Consider the following 19,014-nt stretch of genomic DNA (forward strand, 5'->3'; position numbering starts at 1 on the left):
TAAATTAATAAATTATATTCTTAATCTACTATAATTTTCTTAGTCACTTTTTGTGAACCATCTACAATAGTTAATAAGTAAACACCCGATTGTGCATTATTAAGCTGAATTGTTTCTTCAAATCTACCTGTATTTTGAAAGCTTTTCGTATAAATTGATCGGCCTCTAATATCATAAACAGCGACAGAAACGTCTTCTCCAGATTTTGGATTAAACTGAATATTAAATGCACCATTATTTGGATTTGGATAAATACTTAATTGATCTAATTCGTTATCATCAACACTTAGAGACTCTGAACAAAATTCTAATGACCAATTTTGCAATATCCCTGTATCGCCAGAATAGAAATCAGCGATAAGAATTGTCCAATCTCCCTGAGAATCTAAACCTTCAAATATAGATAATGGTTCAACCGGGCTATACGTATTCCCACTGCCTGTAGCGCTACAATCTATTGCAGATGCACCATCTTCAAATTTAATGAGTATATCATCGCTGCTTGAGCAATTTCCTGACCAAATAACGGCCTCCGTAACGCCATCTGGGTGTAATAACTGTACTAATAAATCACCTACAAAAGTATGATCTACATCTATATTTAATTTAAGAGACTCAATAGTAAAATTATCTGGAACGTTAAGCGTACGTTGTAATACAGGACCATTTATAGGCGTAGTTGAACCTGTTCCATCTGCGATACTTACTCCAATATTATCACCACTCGCACTGTAGGTATCACAAGTTATAGCAACTCCAATAGCTATATTTTCGTTATTGACATTAAAGAATATTCCGTTTGCTGCTTCTACCATTATTCTATTGCTAGAAGACGCTACATCTGGTACTGTAATATCATGTGAACCATCATTTGGCACATTTAAAGCTAAAACCGTATCAAAATTCTGACCATCAGTAGCTAATAGAATATTTACATTTGCTTCATTAACACCATTACCTGTAGTCCCCGCAACATTCCAAGTTACCGTTTGAGTTGTGCCTACATCCCAAGTTACCCCATCTACATTTTGAGACGTTACTACAAATGGACCCGCTGCCGTGGTAACTGTTGCTGTCATCTGATCTGAATCTGTTTGTCCACCTCTAGCATCATTATCTCTAACAGTTAACATAAAATTAATATTACGACTAATAGTTACTAATTTTTCCCATGTTGTTGATGTCCCACCATTTACTAAAATGTCTTCTAATCTCGGTACGTATCTGACAGGATTATTAGTACCTTCAAAAGATCTTACTAACGGACCAGTAGTTGTAGTTTCAGTTGGTAATCCAGCAGTCCCTAAATCGTACTGCTCCCATGTATAAGTTAAGGTTTCCATACCATCTACATCATTAGAATTATTTCCATTTAATTTATATGGTGTTCCTTGAGGTATTATATAATTAGCACCTGCGTTTGCAACAGGCTGTGTGTTACCTGTTGGTACTGCATCTACTGGACAAGCACCTGAACTCGTTACATGATTCCATATTGTGTTTATACTGTTTTGATGAAAATAAGCATCGCTACCAATTTGTATATTATCAGAACCACAAATACCTGCATAGGCCATAATAGTTGTTCCACTACCTGGTTCATAAGCTGAAGAAGAAGATCTATTTACACCTGAACAACTACCCACTGTACCATTAAAGGTATGTGGTGCACCAAACTGATGTCCTAGTTCGTGAGCCACATAATCCACATCGTAAGCATCGCCAATTGGTTGTGTAGAGCCAGTAATACCTTTACCTTTTCTACTATTAACACAAGTAGATCCTAAACTTGCTAAGCCTCCTGATGAACTGGTACTAAATGTATGTCCTATATCAAAGTTAGCAGTACCAATTTGGGCGGTAATTTGATTATGACTTTGTTGAATTAACAAGTTCCCATTGTCATTATCAAACGGGTCAGTTGCAGCATCAGTATAAACTAAATTAGCATTATTAGCCACCAAGGTCATTGTAATTGATAATTCTCTTTCGTAAATACCATTTATTCTCGTCATCGTTGTCACTATCGCAGCCATTGCGCCAGCAACCGTTCCACCATGAAAAGCTGCGTACTCTCCTGTACATGCTATAGCTGTACGATAATTTCTCAAAGTACCATCACTAGCATTTTTAGTTATAGGATCATTAAACGTTTTAGCATCTAAATCCAAATCTTCATCTATAACACCACACTGAAATTCAAAATCGCTTTCTGTTAAATCTCGTTTAGAATAAACCGTGTATATATTCCCTACTTTAGAAAATGGATCTATAAACTGAGTCCCATTAGATGTTCCTAAAAACATGGCATGAAGGCCTTTAGACGTAATACTAAACCTAACTATTTCCGTAGGATTATCGATCCCTTGACCAGCATAAGATCTCATATTTGGAAACTGAGCCTGTAGTTTTGGCTCCATAATTGAAGCTTCAAAAACCTTAAATCGACTTAGTTCACCATCTGAATTTGGAAAAGAAATAATCGTATTTCCTGGATTTTCTCTATCACCAATAGTTTGAAGTTTCGTTTTTAATTGTTCAATCTTTAGTTGAAAAAATTTTTCAGATTTAAGATTTATTTTTCTTGAAATCTGTTCGGATTGTTTTGCTTTTTCAGCATTTAGACTCGTCCATAATTTAGAGGAGTTTTGACCTTGAGCAGCCATTGAAAAAAGCACAATAATAATTGTGCTAATTTTTAAAACGTAATTCTTAAGCATAATTTTCTTTTTTTATAGCTTATAAAGTTAAGTTTTTTTTATATTAAAAAACTCGTTACCCTATAAAAACAGGCGCTTCTTACATAGTATATGGTACAAAAAAAACCCAAACTTACATTTGGGTTTTAATTTTAGTCTTCAATTTGTTTTTCTAACTTAAAGTCTTCCATAAACTTAGTGGTATAATTACCAGCTAAATATTCTGGATGATCCATTAGTTGTCTATGAAATGGTATCGTTGTTTTAATACCTTCAATCACAAATTCATCTAATGCACGCTTCATTTTATTTATTGCTTCTTCTCTAGTTTGAGCCGTTGTAATCAACTTAGCAATCATAGAATCATAATTTGGCGGAATGGTGTAGCCAGCATAAACATGTGTATCTAAACGCACTCCATGTCCACCCGGAGCATGCAATGTTGTAATTTTTCCTGGTGAAGGCCTAAAATCATTAAACGGATCTTCAGCATTAATTCTACATTCTATAGAATGTAATTTAGGCGTATAATTTTTTCCAGAAATTGGCACTCCTGCAGCAACTAATATTTGTTCTCTAATTAAATCGAAATCAATAACTTGCTCTGTAATTGGGTGTTCTACTTGGATACGTGTATTCATCTCCATAAAGTAGAAATTACGATGTTTATCTACTAGAAATTCTACAGTACCAGCACCTTCATACTTAATGAATTCAGCAGCTTTAACCGCAGCTTTACCCATTTTAGCTCTCAATTTATCTGTCATAAACGGAGAAGGCACTTCTTCCGTTAATTTTTGATGACGTCTTTGGATAGAACAATCACGTTCTGATAAGTGACAAGCTTTTCCGCGAGAATCACCAACAATTTGTATTTCGATATGGCGAGGCTCTTCTATGAGTTTCTCCATATACATATCATCATTACCAAATGCTGCTTTAGATTCTGAACGCGCAGATTCCCATGCATTTTGAAGATCTTCTGGTTTCCAAACGGCACGCATCCCTTTTCCACCACCACCGGCAGAAGCTTTTAGCATTACAGGATAACCGGTTTCCTTGGCAACTCTTACACAATCTTCAAAGGTTTCAATAATACCTTCACTTCCGGGAACACAAGGTACACCGGCAGCTTTCATGGTTGCTTTAGCATTGGCTTTGTCACCCATTCGGTTAATCATATCTTCAGACGCACCTATGAATTTTATACCATGCTCTTCACATATTTTTGAGAATTTTGCGTTTTCAGACAAAAATCCATAACCAGGATGAATAGCATCTGCATTTGTAATTTCTGCAGCTGCAATGATATTTGATATTTTAAGATAAGACTCACTACTTGGCGCTGGTCCAATACAAACAGCTTCATCTGCAAACTTAACATGAAGACTTTCTGCATCTGCTGTAGAGTATACAGCTACCGTTCGTATGCCCATTTCCTTACAGGTTCTAATAACTCTAAGCGCTATCTCCCCTCTATTGGCTATTAATATTTTTTTAAACATAACTTTTATGTATTTAAAATTTCAAATTCCAAATTCCTATAAATTTAGAAATTATACTTTGGAATTTTAAATCGGGTTATGATGGATCTACCAAGAATAATGGCTGATCGAACTCTACTGGGGACGAATCATCAACAAGTACTTTAACGATTTTACCAGAAATTTCTGATTCTATTTCGTTAAATAATTTCATTGCTTCGATAACACAGAGTACATCTCCTTCTTTAATATCTGTACCAACCTCAACAAAAACGGGTTTGTCTGGAGATGGCTTGCGATAAAATGTACCAATTATTGGAGATTTTATAGTAATGTATTTTGAGTCTTCTGCAGGTGCAGCCGCTTCTTGTACAGGTGAAGCTGCTTGTTGAGCTGGCATCTGTTGTTGCATTACCGGAGCTTGCATTGGCATTTGTTGTACAAATGTTGTCTCGTTTTCTGAACCAGTTCTAATGGTGATTTTAATATCATCCATTTCTAACTTAACCTCACTTGCTCCAGATTTAGCAACAAATTTAATTAAGTTCTGAATTTCTTTTATATCCATAATTTTAGATATTTTGTTAGTTAGTTTTTTAATTAGGAGTTATAAGCCCACTTAAGATAAATTGAGCCCCAAGTAAATCCACCACCAAAGGCAGCAAATATAATTTTATCACCTTTTTTAAGTTGTGATTCGTAGTCGAATAATAATAAAGGTAATGTTGCAGAAGTGGTGTTACCGTACCTCTGAATATTCATCATTACTTTATCACTTTCTAATTCAATTCTATTGGCTGTAGCATCAATAATACGCTTATTAGCCTGGTGTGCTGCCAACCATGAAATATCAGCGTTAGTAAGGTTATTTCTTTTCATAACCTTTTCAGCGACATCTGCCATATTAAAAACAGCATTTTTAAACACTGTTTTCCCATCCTGAAAAATATAATGTTTACCTTCTTTAAAAGTATCTTTATTAATAGGATATGAAGAACCACCGTAAGTTGCTTGTAAAAAGTCTCGACCTTCGCCGTTACTTCTTAATAATTCATCTTGTAAACCTAAACCTTCTTCGTTAGGTTCAAAAAGAACCGCTCCTGCTCCATCACCAAAAATAATGCAGGTTGCTCTGTCTTCGTAATTAATAAATGATGAATTTTTATCCGCTCCTATTAAAAGAACTTTTTTGTAGCGTCCGGCCTCTATATAAGCTGTCGCTGTAGACATGCCGTAAAGAAAGCTAGAACATGCGGCTTCCAAGTCGTACGAAAATGCATTTACAGCTCCAATTTGTGTTGCTGTATATGCAGCTGTTGCAGCCGCTTTCATATCTGGTGTTGCAGTACAAACAATAACTAAATCAATTTCTTTAGGATCTAATCCTTTTTTTTGAATTAAGTCTTCTGCCGCTTTTATGGCCAAAAACGATGTGCCTTTACCTTCTTCTTTAAGAATTCGACGCTCCTTTATGCCTGTTCTTGATGTGATCCACTCATCATTGGTCTCAACCATTGTTTCGAGGATTTTGTTCGTTAAAACATACTCAGGAACATAGCCTCCGACAGCTGTAATTGCTGCTGTGATTTTACTCATTATTAGCTTTTAGATTAATTAAAAGTATGAAAAATCGATAAAAAATGTTACGTTTTATTCAATTTTCCTCGTTTTCTAGCAAATAGTAACGCAAAGTAAGTGGTTTTTGCTCTATTCAAAAAATAATAACAAAAAAAACGCTCACATAGGAGCGTTTTCTTGTATGCATGCATAGTACTTATGCTGCGTTTTCTTCTTCTACAGAGTTGTCAATAAGAACTTGACCTCTGTAATATAGTTTACCATCATGCCAATGAGCTCTGTGGTATAAGTGTGGCTCACCAGTTGTAGGGCAAGTTGCTATTTGAGGTACAGAAGCTTTATAATGTGTTCTTCTTTTATCTCTTCTTGTTTTCGATATTTTACGCTTTGGATGTGCCATTTTAAATGTTATTTATCCGTTAATAGTTTTTTTAAATTATTCCAACGAGGATCAATATCCTCTGATGATTTTACTTTGTGGTCCTCACTTGGACTTAGTTCTTCTAATTTTGAAAGTATATCAGTCTGTAACGAACCGTCTTCAATACCTGGATGAATTCTTTTAATAGGAACTGCTAAAATAATCAGCTCATATATATATTGTGCTATATTAATTTCATATTCCCCATGTTGTACAATTAAGATGTCTTCATTCTCATCATTATACTCGTTACCAAATTTAACGACTAACTTAAAATCGTCGTTAATAGCCTGGTTATAGGGTTCATTTGAAATATCGCAATTAACATTTACTGTGCCTTTAGCCGAAAAATACAACTCTAAAAGTGTTGATTTTTTTTCGAATTCTAGGTCAATTTTAACATCAATTGCATTAAATTCATCATATTCAAAATGCTGAAAGAACGTATTATCAATTTGAAAATCAAAATGATGCATTCCTTCTTTTAATCCAACAAAAGGGATAGTATAAGATTTTAATGCCTTCATTATCACATTCAATTTGAGCGTGCAAATATATAAATTTTTCCTTACTTAAAGCCTAGATATCAACAAATTTTGTTTATAACTATCTAGAAGCCTTTTTTAAAGGGTTTTTACTATAATAATTATAGTCTTCTCTATGTTTAAAAATTTCGATTGCAGTAAAGATTGCTTGTTTCATTGAACTTTCATCTGCTATCCCTTTTCCTGCTATTTCATACGCCGTACCATGGTCTGGAGACGTTCTCACTTTATCTAAACCTGCGGTGTAATTTACACCTTTCCCAAAAGCAATTGTTTTAAAGGGAATTAAACCTTGATCGTGATAAGACGCTATTATGGCATCGAAATTTTTATAGGTGTTAGAACCAAAAAAGCTATCTGCTGAATAGGGTCCGTAAACTAAAGTACCACCAGCTTTAATTTTTTCTAAAGTAGGTTTTAAAATCGTATCATCCTCGTTACCAATTACTCCATTATCACCAGCGTGTGGGTTTATAGCTAAAACAGCAACCTTAGGTTTTCTTACTCCAAAGTCCTGTATTAAAGATTTAGTAACCGTTGCTATTTTTTCTTTAATGAGGTCTACGGTAATCGCATTGCTAGCATCTTTAAGCGGAACATGATCTGTTAAAAGTCCCACTCTCAATTCATCAGAAACCATAAACATTAAACTTTTTCCATTTAAGGCTTTAGCTAAATAATCTGTATGACCAGGAAAGTTAAATTTTTCCGATTGAATATTGTGTTTATTAATTGGTGCGGTTACTAATACATCAATCGTACCTTCTTTTAAAGCATTGGTAGCCGCTTCGAGAGATTTTATAGCGTATTCTCCTATCTTTTTGTCCTCTGTACCAAATTCGATTTTTACAGGTTCGCTCCAAACTTCAACTACATTAACTTTTCCGTGAACCACTTTTTCTGGAGAATCAATACTAAAAAAATTAATTTTACTATTAAAATGGTTCTTAAAGAACTGCATTGTTTTAGCCGAAGCAAAAATCACAGGAGTATTTAATTCTAAAGATCTTGGATCTTCGTAAGCTTTAATGACTATTTCCGCACCAATACCGTTGAGGTCACCAATAGAAATTCCTACAATTATCTTTTCGTCTTTTTTCATTTTTTGTCTTTAACTTTGTAACTGCAAATTTAACTAAATAAAGTACAAATTATGTTTACAGGCATTATAGAAGATCTCGGAACAATTGAAAAACTAAATAGAGATGGTGGAAATCTTCATATTACAGTACATACCGCTATAACAAATGAATTAAAAATAGACCAAAGTGTCGCTCATAATGGTGTCTGTCTCACCGTTGTTGGTATTACAGGAGATACTTATACGGTTACAGCAATCCAAGAAACACTCGATAAAACCAATTTAGGATTACTCAAAGAAAAAGAATGTGTAAATATTGAACGCGCCATGAAACTGGGTGACCGCTTAGATGGCCATATTGTACAGGGGCATGTAGATCAAACAGCAACTTGTATTGAAATAAAAGAAAACGAAGGTAGTTGGGTTTTTACTTTTGAATATGATAAGGATCTTAATAATATTACCATCGAAAAAGGGTCTATTACTGTAAACGGAGTGAGCTTAACGGTTGTAAACTCTCAATTGAATCGTTTTTCTGTAGCTATTATACCTTATACATTTAATCATACCACATTTAAAACATTAAACGTTGGTGATACGATAAATTTAGAGTTTGATGTTATTGGGAAATATGTAAAACGTCTTAATGACCTAAGGCATTAAGCGTTTTTACGAGATAATTTATTAGACTTATAAATACCATAGCTTAACGCAAGTATAAATAGAACTACTATGCCTCCATCAATTGGAAGACCAGGCGGTGGTGGTGGTGCTGGCGGCGGCGGAACAGATCCAGTAGTGCCCTGAGCCATAGAAGCGAACCCTACAAAAAAAACTAAGATTGAAACAAACATATTTTTCTTATGCATTCTGTTAATTGAGGTGTAAAAGTATTAAAAAAAATGAGTTGACAAAATTAAATTCATTAAAAACATCTACAAACGGTAAATTTTATCGACAAAGTGCATAAAATGAGGTTGAAATAGGGAAGTTACCTACATTTTTATTTTTACTTAACGCAAATATAATATTAAAATTACATAACCAACATAGTGTACTCGCTCAAATAACAAAATAAGCGTTTAACTACCAACGCTTTCTAAAAATAAAGACGAAAAACAGCATTCGTAGTAATCCCTAACGAATATCTAGAAAATTTTATTGCATTATTCTCTGCATCAATTCTGTAATAATTATTAATTGGATTTTTAACATCTGAGATATTCCAAGCGGAAACACCAACTTCCGAACGAAACAATTTATTTATCTTAAATTTATAAAGCGCGGAAGCGTCGATTCTTAAATAATCTTGCAATCTTTCGTTATTTGCGCTATCAAAATTGATATCATTGGCTGTAATTTCATTTTCTAATACCGGAATCGATGTTGGCTTCCCTACCCTATAATTTAATCCTGCAGAAATGTTCCACGACTCATTACTATAGGTTGTTCCCAATGTAAAGGCATGTGTAATATCAAAATTACTGGGAAACTCTATTTCTTCAAGCGTTTCAAAGGTATAATCGTTTTTTATATATGAATAACTCAACCACGTATTTAGATTATTGAAATTTTTTCGGACTAAAAACTCAGCTCCTAAAACATCATAGCTTCCTTTTTCTTTTTCAAATTCATACTTGGTGGTAAACCCCTGACTTTGCGTGGTTATGCCATCAACTTTTTTGTAATACGCTTTGGCATCAATTAACCAACCTTTGTTTTTGTAAAGCAATCCTAATGAAGCTTGTTTACTTTTAATTATTGGGATACTATCATTATCTGTAAGTTGCCATCGACGTTTTTCTACTCCTAAAAAATCATTTTGAAAGTTGATAATTTGCGAGGTGTTTTGATGTTTAAACTCACCTAATGCTTCTAATTCAAAATGGCTACCTAAAGCTTTCCTAACACTGAAACGCGGTTCTATAATTACTTCATCAAACTTCTCAATATAATTGACCCTTACTCCTAACTTTACGGTAAGATTTTTAGTTTCATTTTCAAACTGTGTCTGAGCAAAAACCGCTTGTTCTCGTAAAACTTCAGAATCACGTCTTACAAATCTTGGGACATCAATATCATTTAGGTTTGTAATTTCAGATTCAATAAAATTATAGCCCAAATTGAATTGCCATAAGTTTTGAGTATAAAGCCCTTCCAATTTTGCCGAGGTTTCAGACACTATATTTTCTTGTAAGAAACGCTGTTCTGCCATAACGTTAGCGTTTACAGCTTGTAATGTATAATCTGTATTATAAATATTGAGCACAGTACTTAATTTATCATTCCATTGCCGACGATAATTTAAGCCTACCGAAATACTCTTTTGAGAAATACTACTTTCTCGCGTTTCTTCTACTCCATTAAAAAGCGCAGATTCATCAAAGGTTAAATCATTATGAACTAACATGAAATTTAATCGTACAAAATCCTTATCCGATGGTTTATAAAGCCACCTTAAAGACGCATCATAAAAATCGAAGGCTTGATTTGAGTTACTAACATTAGATGTATTTTCTGCTACTTCTGTATTTTGTGTCACACGTTCAAAATACGTTTTGTAGGTTGGTGTTCTTACCAATTCATCAATAGATTTGCGTCCTGCAATTTGAACTGAAGACTTTTCTCCAATTGGTGCATTTAAAAATAAATCGGCATTAAGAAGATTAATTCCAAAAGAGCCTTTAAAATTGGATTCGATTGTTTTACTAGAATGCATATCAATGGTTCCTGAAACACCGTCTGTATACGAAGCATCTGTACCGTTATTAATTACGGTTGCCGTTTGTGTGATCTGCGGATTGAAACTTGAAATAAGTCCGAAAAAATGACTGGATTGATACATTTTTATCCCATCCCAAAGCAATAAATTCTGATCGTGAGACCCTCCTCTTATATTAATATTAGAAACCGTTTCATCTACACTTAGTACACCAGGCAATGCCTGAACGGTATGCAACACATCAGACTCTATAAGTCCTGGCAGCAAGGTAAACTTGCTATAATCAATAGCTATGGTTCCGTCTTGTTGCTTGTCTATACCTTTAACAATATAGCCGTTGAGCACTACAGAACTAAACACTTCAGCTTCTTCAATTAAAGTAATAGCCTCACAACTATTTAATTTAAAAAACTTAGCTTGACGCTTTATGGTTTTAAAACCTATAAATCGGATGGTAAGAAGCGTCTCTAATGATGGTACTTCTATTTCAAAATAGCCATCATCATTAGTTACTGTGTAATTGTGTTTTGTATGAATAGTTGCTCCATAAAGCGGATTTTCTATGTTGTCTCGCAAATAACCACAAATTGTAATGGGCTTGGTGATACTAAAGACCACGTCGCTAATTTTGGTAAAAATAAAATTGGTCTGTTGTTCTAAGGTTTCAATTTTAGTACTAAGACTTAGATCATCATCTAAAGGGATGACATAGACTTCTTTAAGAAGGTCACTTTTATAATTGAAATTAATATTATGAGTTTTAGAGATCTCATTAAGCGCTTGTATGATAGATATTTTTCCATCATTAGCTTGTGCTTTTACTGAAAAGCAAATTAATACACTTATTAAAAAAGTTATATACTTAATCTTTAGCATTGTGTATGACGACCTCTTTATTATTTATAATTTCATAGGTCAAACCAAGAGGCTGTGTAATTGATTTTAAAGCATTATTAAGATTATCGTGCTCAAATGCGCCTGTAAATCTTAACGTATTTGGAGCAATGGAATCCGTAATTGTGATGTTATATTGACTTTCAAGCTCAAAAAGCACTGCTTGTACCGATGCATTTTTAAATACACTCATATTTTTAAGCCAATACGGTTCTGCTGTAGCAATAATAGATTTTTTAGCCGTTCCTGATTTTAAAATAAACTCTGAACCGGCTGGTACTTTTATAACCGCATCGTTATAACTGACTTGCACCAAACCTTCATAACAGGTTACTTTAAAAATACTATCCTTTGTAAATACATTAAACTCGGTTCCTAAAACCGTTACTTTTCCAAAATCAGTATTGACATCGAATTGCTTTCCTTTTTCGACATCAAAAAAGGCTTCTCCTTTTAAATTTAAGGTTCTTTCGTTATCCCAATTTGAAGGACTATATGTAAGCTGAGACAACTCATTAAGTTCTACTCTAGAATTATCAGGAAGTGTAATGGTTTCTTTTTGTGCTAAATCGGTTGCAATTGTATTGGTATTATCTCTATTTAAAAACAAAAATAAGGTTAAACCAATAACAAAAACAGCTGCAAATCGTGATGCTATATTCATCCAATTAATTGACGAAGCCTTTTTATTTTGCAACTGGCTTTCTAAAGCTTCAAACGCAGGCACTTTTGCATTATGATGACCACTAAATCGCTGTGCTTCTTCTGCTATTTCATTATACAGCTTCGCATCATCTAAAGCATTAAAAGCTTCCGCCTCTGCTTCAGATAAGTTGTTGTCCAACCATTTTTTTAGTAAATATTCTTTGTCCATAACTTGATGCTATACTTATAAAACAACTCAACTTTCAATTGTCCCAAAATTATTTTCAATTCAGTTCTTCCAACTGATCTTTCAACTTATTTAAGGCAGCATAAATTCTGTGTTCAGCTACTTTTTTGGTAATATTTAATAACTCCGCAATTTCTTTATGGGTTTTTCCATCGACCTTACTTAAAAGAAAAGCGACACGTTCTTCTTCTTTTAATGTTGACAAAGCTGTTTCGTAACGCTTTAAAAATTCCTTTTTACGTAACATGAATTCTGGCGTCTCATTGGTATAATCCTTAGGCTTTACTTCTTGATGCTTAAAAACAATCTTTTGGTGCTTCACCTCGTTAAGCATCATATTATTTGCAACCGTATATAAATAAGATTTTGCAGCTTCAGGTGCCACTTTAGCACAATTTTCCCATAATTTAATAAAGGCATCTTGCACTTTATCTGATGGGTTTAATAAATCACCATACTTGTAATACAAAATAGTACTCATGCTTTGCGCATACCTTTCGTAGAGTTTAGAAAAGCGTAGTTTATCACAGATATCTTTGTGGAGCGACTTAGACAATTAAAAGTGTTTTTTTGAAATTTGAATTACCAAAAGTATACTTTTTTTTAAAGACCATGCCAAAGATTACGTTACTAAAGCATCAAATTTAAATTCTAAAATTAGATTCGAAATCACCATTAAAAAATTTAATTAAAATAATTTTGGGAGATTATACAATGTGATTGTTTTAAAACTATACGTTCAATTTAAAATGACATAATACATGAATCAACCTATTAAAAGTAAAAGCAACCATTCAGAATTTGAAACGACTCAAATTTCAATTAAATAAAAAAATAATAAATTTCTTGGGACATTTAATTACTGAGTTGTTCTAAGTATAAAGGCAGTAATTAAAGCGCCTTATTAAATGAAAAACTTAACCATGATCATAAAAAACAAATTAATTATGAAAACTATCAAACCTTATCTTTTTGCCTTATTAGGTTTATTCCTAACAATGACATCTTGTAGAACCGAAGATGATATAAGTATTGATCCACCAGCAGAATCTACATTACAAGCTAATTCAGCTTTGGCGAGTCAGATTCAAAGAGTCACTATGAACGACGGCTCAGTAGATAACGTCGTTTATAATGCCAATTGTTTTACCATTCAACTACCAATAACAGCAACCATAAATGGAGTAGAATTAACCATTACCAACATTGATGATTATGATGATCTTGAAGATATTCTTGACGAATTTGATGACGATGACGATAACGTTGTTATCAATTTTCCTATCACCATAATTTTTTCAGATTATTCTGAAATTCAAGTTAACAGTTTAGATCAGCTAGAAGATTATGCTGATGATTGTAATGATGAAAATGAATTTGATGATGACATAGAATGTCTAGATTTTGTATATCCAATTTCAGCTTCCGTTTTTAACACCAATAATGAAGTTATTGCAACACTAACATTTACCAATGATTATGACCTTTATGAATTTATAGATGATATAGACGAAGATGATTTAATTGGTTTTGAATTCCCTATAAGTATCATAATTGCCGATGGCGCCGAAATTGTAATTAACAATTTTAATCAGCTTGATGATGCCATTGATGATTTTGGTGACGATTGCGATGAAGATGATGATTACGATTATGACGATGACGATTGTACGAACTGTACACCAAGCCAATTAGAATCTATTTTAACAGCTTGTTCGGGTTGGTATATAGACGAATTAGAACGTAATGACACTGATTTAGAAGACAACTATACAGGTTACCTATTTAATTTCTCTACAGATAATACCGTTACAGTCACTTGGACTGGCAACACTGCCAATGGAACTTGGACGACAAGTGGAAATGGGAATAACATCACAGTAACCTTTGATATTCCAGGATTTGATGACATCAATAGTACTTGGAATTTACATGAAATCGATAATGACGATGATGACAATGAGGTTGAAGTCAGCTTTGAAATTGGTGATGACGACGAACTAGAATTCAAAAACAACAATTGTAACTAATCCTTAAAATTAATTAATACCTAAAATTAAATATTATGAAATCACATTTTATAAAACCCCTGTTTACATCCAAAATCTTATTAAGCGCTCTACTAGTTTTCAGCTTATTATCTTGTTCTAATGACGATGATGATGACCATAACGACGATTGTAATACTTGTACTACCGAACAATTAGAAACTATTTTAACAGCGTGTTCAGATTGGTATATTGAAGATTTAGAACGAAACAATATCGATTTAGAAAGCAATTATGTAGGTTACTTCTTTAATTTCTCAGCAGACCATACGGTTACCGTGACTTGGGATGAAAATACAGCAAATGGCACTTGGACTGCTAGTGGCTCAGGAAATAACATCAATGTAACCTTTAATATTCCAGATTTTGATGATATCAATGATACTTGGATATTAGATGAACTTGATAATGATGACAATGATAACGATGTGGAAGTCAGTTTTGAAATTGGGACTACTGACGATTTAGAATTCAAAAACAATACCTGTAATTAATCACCTTAATTACAAAGTTCTAATTTAAATTTCCAAACTTAATTGATTAATAGCAGAGCCAACCTTGAAGAAATTCTTGGTTGGTTTTTTTATTGAAGACCTAAGAAAAGTATACAAAAAGCCTTACTTCTCTTTAATACCTGCGTTTATAGCCTCATAGATCGATTTAACCTCAGCCTCTCCATACTTTCGCTCTAAACGTCTTATGGTAAAATGTGCCGTTGCCATATTCTGAAAGTGATCTACAAACACATAATTTAATCCACCACCCCCTATAGCGCCTACAATAGGAACAGCTTGTGCTAAAAATTTCTCACTGATAAGAAGACTTAATCTCGTAGCAATTTTAGATAAAAAACTACCAACAGCATTAGATCCCAAAGCGCTTGCTCCTTTTACCAAACTATCTAAGCTCATTTTTATACCAGCTGCTGACACGTTATTTAATGCTGAATTTAATGCCATACGCGTGGTGTAGTAACTGGCTTCCATACCGTCATCATCTATAGAATCTCCACCAAGCGCAAAAACTTGTAGACATGCCATCTGCCCTTCTAAAGTATAAATATCTTCACCTTCACTACGCGCTATATCCATAATCGTACGCATTAAAAACTTAGTGGTAAGTGTCACTTCTGAAGCAAAAATAGCAGTACCAAAACCTGTAGAAGATCCGAAAAACCCACTTAATGCTCCTGTACCTGTTACAATACTTTTATACGTGTTTTTTGAAGGCTTTTTAAATGTTTTGTTTTTTTGAATGGTTAATAAATTAGCTTTTATAATTTTTAATAATACCGATTCTGTAATCTTCTGCACTTTAACTAATACTTTTTCTGGCACGTAGCTAATTCCTGTTTCAACCGTATTACCAATTTTATTGACATTACGAATTGCCCAACCTAAATTTTGCATGCTAGATTTTGCGCGCATTAAGGCTTCTTTGTCTTCTGGTGTTATGGGATTTACTGTTAGATTCAAAACATTTCTATTTATTATAATAGGTCGTAAAAACTTAGCAATTGTTACACAGCAATGAAAGACTAGCCACGAACGATATCAAAAAAGGATGCATATCTTCTTTGTTTGATTGGCAAAAACGATGCTGCGTCCTTAAATCATATGTTTAGACGTCTTAAGTCACATAAAAAAATCCGCGTTTCACAATTAAGTGAAACGCGGATTATACACTAGGTTTTAAAATTTTAGTTTGGGGTAATTGTAATTCTAAGAACGGTATCAACATTTGGGTAACTATAACCATCGTTAACATTAGATAATAATTGAACTGGTTCCGTTTCATCGATTCCAGTATCGGCAGCTAATTGATTAGTCACTGTATTAGGACCAATAGCAGGTTGCTCGTTAACCTCAGTTCCGGCATCCCATAAGTACACCTCATTTGTAATATCTCCACTTAAAGGGGTTCCGTCTGCACTGAATAATTCAATTCCTGTATCTTGAGTAGCAAACAATACATCATTTGTAGCGGCTAACATACTTGCAAATGATAAGCTATTTCCTGCTTCGGCTGTAAAGCTAAACGTATAAGTATTTCCTGGTAATAAAGGCCCAGGACCACTACCTCCATCTACAGTATTAAACACAGCTCCTGAAATTTGGCCTTCTAACCCACTTAGATTATCAGCTAAAACAGCCGTATTTCCATCTTCAGCGATATGTTCTAATCCTAAATCGAAATCTGTAACTCCCGATGTGAATAATGGCATCGTATTTCCTTCATGAACCACAAAGATTCCAGGAGATGATGGGTAAGTCACTCCAGTATTCTCTGCAGTATAGTCGCTTAAAGGTGCTGCATTTCCGTCTTCAGCAATCGATTCAACACCTTGTCCGTAATCCGCTTCACCTTCTGTGAACAAAGGATTTTCACCACCATGAATCACATAAACACCAGGTGATAAAGGCGCAACAGAAGTTCCTACGCTAGTCTCTAAACTTGCTGTTGTTAAATCTTCTATAGAAACAGTAAATAGTGTACCTTCTACATGAGTGATGCTTACAGAAATTATTTCGTTTACCGCTGGGTAATCAAACATAAAACCATTGGTAACATCTGCAATTTTTAATACGTTTCCGTTTTCTACCGCTCCAGTATCAGGACCAGATTGCATGCCAACTGTATTAGGACCCACTGCAGGTTCTTCGTTGACTTCTGTTCCCGCATCCCATAAATAAACTTGATTGGTAACGTCTCTAGAAATAGGATCTCCATTGTCATCATAAAACGCAATACCGTTACCATCAGGAGCAAAAAACAAATCGTTAGTTGCTGCTAACATGGTTACAAAAGATAATTTTTGACTTCTACCGGCATCAACGGTAAATTCGTAACGTTTTCCCGGCGTTGCTGGCCCAGGACTTGCATCGCCTACAGGGGTATTAAATACTCCAGAGTCTATAAAACTATAGGCACTTCCAATATTTTCAATACTTACTGTAAAGTTAGAAGTTTCACTTGGGGTTAAGTTTACTATCGTGCTGTCGTCGTCATTATCGCAACTTGCAAAAAGGGTAATAACGGATAAAAGTGTAATAAATTTAAATTTTTTCATTGTAAATGTGTTAATGATTATATATCTACAAATATCCTCCGAGAGTATCACCAAATTATAACAACGCCATAACTATAGTATAAACTATTATATAAAATTTATAACGAAGCGGTTCTTTTAAGCACTGGCAGATTAAAATAAAACTCGGTGCCCTGATTTAAAATACTATTCACTTTGATAGTTGAATTGTGAAGGTCCATAATCTTTTTAACAATGGCCAAGCCTAGTCCACTACCTTTTGTGGCATCGGAATAGAATTTGCCTTTTCGGTAGCGTTCAAATATATAAGGTAACTCTTGAGATTCTATACCGCTTCCGGTATCGGACACCTTTACCATCACCTGATCATTTGCTGTGTAAAGCTCTAAGGTAACAACATCTCCTTGCTGACAATGTTTAATCGCATTGTCTATGATATTCTGTAATGCTCTATCAATTAAGGCAATATCCGCGTATACAAAAGGGAGATCTTTAGAATACACCGTATTTATACTTACTCCTTTATTTTTGGCGATAATGCGGTATTTATCGGCAATATCTTGAATAATTTCTGCCATCTGTAAGGCTTCAGGCTGCAAGGCTTTTTGATTGGCTTCCAAAACACTTAACTCAAACAAATCGTTCACCAATTTCTTAAGACGTTCCGAATTTTTAAGCACTATTTCCATGTAACGCTGCTTTTCCTTTTCTTCTAGGCTGTCTCCTTTAATCATGATGGTTTCAACAAAACCTTGAATAGACGCAATAGGTGTTCTTAGATCGTGAGAAATATTTGCGATAAGTTCTTTTCGTAAGTTGTCTACACTCTGCAAATCTTGAATATTACTCTGAATGGTATCGGCCATGTCGTTATAGGTATTGGCCAATAATCCCATTTCGCCATGCTGCACACCTACAACACGAGCATCATGATCCCCATTTTTAAAAGATGTAAACGCCGCAATAATTTTATTGAAATTTCTTGTGATAATATAAATGGAAAGTAAGGCCACCAATAAGGCTGCAAATAGTGCATATAAAATATTACGCATGCTGAGTTTACGAATATAACTGGCCTCATGTTTATTAATTAGCGAGTCGTAATCGTTACCACCAACGATCGTATAGATGTAACCTACTTTTTTATCTTTATAAAGGTAAGGTGCTGCTGAAAATATTTTTTTAGTTCCCGGTAATTTTGGGTCGTCACCCTTAATAAACACCTCTCCATCTTGGGCGATAAATTCGGTTACAGGTTTTAAATCAATGCGTTTTGCTTTCACCTCTTTATTCATGGCAACATGCTTAAGAATGTTCCCTTCTAAGTCTAATAAGTAGACTTCAGTCGCAGGATTAGTGGCCATAACATGATGCATTAAACTGCTCATTTTAGCACCCACTACCGAATCGCCGTCGTAGAGTCCTTGGATTTCTTCAACAATAAATCCTGAGACATTTTTATTTAAGCCTTGGGTAATTTCATCGTGATAATCTTCCGAAAGTTGTGTCGATGTTTTGGTAATTAAAAAGGCAAGTACTACAAATAAGAGGGTGAGCACACCAGCAATTTTGTAGAATAAGGTGTTTTTTGTTTTCATAAG

Annotated in this window: 17 protein-coding genes; 3 read left to right on the forward strand and 14 right to left on the reverse strand. The window is 34.1% G+C overall.

The window, feature by feature from the left end; translation table 11 throughout:
- Nucleotides 1–20 precede the first annotated feature (20 nt).
- The 7 genes from DFQ09_RS04030 to pdxA all read right to left on the reverse strand — a co-directional run bounded on the left by DFQ09_RS04030 (nucleotide 21) and on the right by pdxA (nucleotide 7,829).
- Nucleotides 21–2,720, reverse strand: coding sequence for a reprolysin-like metallopeptidase (locus DFQ09_RS04030; protein ID WP_115808355.1), 2,700 nt, complete (start codon nucleotides 2,718–2,720; stop codon nucleotides 21–23).
- 131 nt (nucleotides 2,721–2,851) lie between these two features.
- Nucleotides 2,852–4,204 carry an acetyl-CoA carboxylase biotin carboxylase subunit gene (gene accC / locus DFQ09_RS04035; RefSeq protein ID WP_115808356.1) on the reverse strand — a complete coding sequence of 451 codons (1,353 nt, stop codon included), beginning with the start codon at nucleotides 4,202–4,204 and terminating at the stop codon, nucleotides 2,852–2,854.
- Between the two features lie 76 nt (nucleotides 4,205–4,280).
- On the reverse strand, nucleotides 4,281–4,751 hold the full coding sequence (gene accB / locus DFQ09_RS04040; RefSeq protein ID WP_115808357.1) for an acetyl-CoA carboxylase biotin carboxyl carrier protein: 471 nt from the start codon (nucleotides 4,749–4,751) through the stop codon (nucleotides 4,281–4,283).
- 32 nt (nucleotides 4,752–4,783) lie between these two features.
- A complete protein-coding gene (locus tag DFQ09_RS04045; RefSeq protein ID WP_115808358.1) occupies nucleotides 4,784–5,779 on the reverse strand; it encodes a beta-ketoacyl-ACP synthase III in 996 nt (331 codons plus the stop codon).
- A gap of 178 nt (nucleotides 5,780–5,957) precedes the next feature.
- Complete coding sequence (rpmF, locus tag DFQ09_RS04050) at nucleotides 5,958–6,161, reverse strand: 50S ribosomal protein L32 (protein WP_020897471.1); 204 nt, start codon at nucleotides 6,159–6,161, stop codon at nucleotides 5,958–5,960.
- Between the two features lie 8 nt (nucleotides 6,162–6,169).
- Nucleotides 6,170–6,709: a YceD family protein gene (locus DFQ09_RS04055; RefSeq protein ID WP_115808359.1), complete on the reverse strand. Its 540-nt coding sequence runs from the start codon at nucleotides 6,707–6,709 to the stop codon at nucleotides 6,170–6,172.
- Between the two features lie 79 nt (nucleotides 6,710–6,788).
- The gene (gene pdxA, locus DFQ09_RS04060) at nucleotides 6,789–7,829 is read right to left on the reverse strand and encodes a 4-hydroxythreonine-4-phosphate dehydrogenase PdxA (RefSeq protein ID WP_115808360.1); all 1,041 of its coding nucleotides are present in this window, start codon (nucleotides 7,827–7,829) and stop codon (nucleotides 6,789–6,791) included.
- A 51-nt stretch (nucleotides 7,830–7,880) separates the two neighbouring features.
- On the opposite strand from pdxA, the gene DFQ09_RS04065 reads away from it, so the two are divergent.
- The gene (locus tag DFQ09_RS04065; RefSeq protein ID WP_115808361.1) at nucleotides 7,881–8,471 is read left to right on the forward strand and encodes a riboflavin synthase; all 591 of its coding nucleotides are present in this window, start codon (nucleotides 7,881–7,883) and stop codon (nucleotides 8,469–8,471) included.
- Here DFQ09_RS04065 and DFQ09_RS04070 read toward each other — a convergent pair.
- The 4 genes from DFQ09_RS04070 to DFQ09_RS04085 form a co-directional block, all read right to left on the reverse strand.
- Nucleotides 8,468–8,662 carry a PID-CTERM protein-sorting domain-containing protein gene (locus DFQ09_RS04070; protein ID WP_115808362.1) on the reverse strand — a complete coding sequence of 65 codons (195 nt, stop codon included), beginning with the start codon at nucleotides 8,660–8,662 and terminating at the stop codon, nucleotides 8,468–8,470. The genes DFQ09_RS04065 and DFQ09_RS04070 overlap by 4 nt on opposite strands.
- 245 nt (nucleotides 8,663–8,907) lie before the next feature.
- Nucleotides 8,908–11,406 carry a TonB-dependent receptor gene (locus DFQ09_RS04075; RefSeq protein WP_115808363.1) on the reverse strand — a complete coding sequence of 833 codons (2,499 nt, stop codon included), beginning with the start codon at nucleotides 11,404–11,406 and terminating at the stop codon, nucleotides 8,908–8,910.
- Entirely contained in the window at nucleotides 11,393–12,298 is a 906-nt protein-coding gene (locus tag DFQ09_RS04080; protein WP_115808364.1) for a FecR family protein, read from the reverse strand. Before DFQ09_RS04080 ends, DFQ09_RS04075 begins: the two co-directional genes overlap by 14 nt.
- A 55-nt stretch (nucleotides 12,299–12,353) precedes the next feature.
- Nucleotides 12,354–12,872: an RNA polymerase sigma factor gene (locus DFQ09_RS04085; RefSeq protein WP_115808365.1), complete on the reverse strand. Its 519-nt coding sequence runs from the start codon at nucleotides 12,870–12,872 to the stop codon at nucleotides 12,354–12,356.
- A gap of 391 nt (nucleotides 12,873–13,263) precedes the next feature.
- Between DFQ09_RS04085 and DFQ09_RS04090 the strand changes: the two genes are divergently transcribed.
- Both DFQ09_RS04090 and DFQ09_RS04095 read left to right on the forward strand, forming a co-directional pair.
- The gene (locus DFQ09_RS04090) at nucleotides 13,264–14,346 is read left to right on the forward strand and encodes a hypothetical protein (RefSeq protein ID WP_115808419.1); all 1,083 of its coding nucleotides are present in this window, start codon (nucleotides 13,264–13,266) and stop codon (nucleotides 14,344–14,346) included.
- A gap of 35 nt (nucleotides 14,347–14,381) precedes the next feature.
- Nucleotides 14,382–14,858, forward strand: coding sequence for a hypothetical protein (locus DFQ09_RS04095; protein ID WP_115808366.1), 477 nt, complete (start codon nucleotides 14,382–14,384; stop codon nucleotides 14,856–14,858).
- A gap of 123 nt (nucleotides 14,859–14,981) precedes the next feature.
- On the opposite strand, the gene DFQ09_RS04100 is transcribed toward DFQ09_RS04095, so the two are convergent.
- From DFQ09_RS04100 to DFQ09_RS04110, 3 genes are all read right to left on the reverse strand, one after another.
- Nucleotides 14,982–15,839 (reverse strand): EcsC family protein, encoded by an 858-nt coding sequence (locus DFQ09_RS04100; RefSeq protein WP_115808367.1) that lies wholly within the window; start codon nucleotides 15,837–15,839, stop codon nucleotides 14,982–14,984.
- A gap of 224 nt (nucleotides 15,840–16,063) precedes the next feature.
- Entirely contained in the window at nucleotides 16,064–17,434 is a 1,371-nt protein-coding gene (locus DFQ09_RS04105; protein WP_115808368.1) for a spondin domain-containing protein, read from the reverse strand.
- A 98-nt stretch (nucleotides 17,435–17,532) separates the two neighbouring features.
- Nucleotides 17,533–19,011 carry a HAMP domain-containing sensor histidine kinase gene (locus tag DFQ09_RS04110; protein ID WP_115808369.1) on the reverse strand — a complete coding sequence of 493 codons (1,479 nt, stop codon included), beginning with the start codon at nucleotides 19,009–19,011 and terminating at the stop codon, nucleotides 17,533–17,535.
- Nucleotides 19,012–19,014 lie beyond the last annotated feature (3 nt).

Source organism: Winogradskyella pacifica (assembly GCF_003386275.1).
Classification (GTDB): Bacteria; Bacteroidota; Bacteroidia; order Flavobacteriales; family Flavobacteriaceae; genus Winogradskyella; species Winogradskyella pacifica.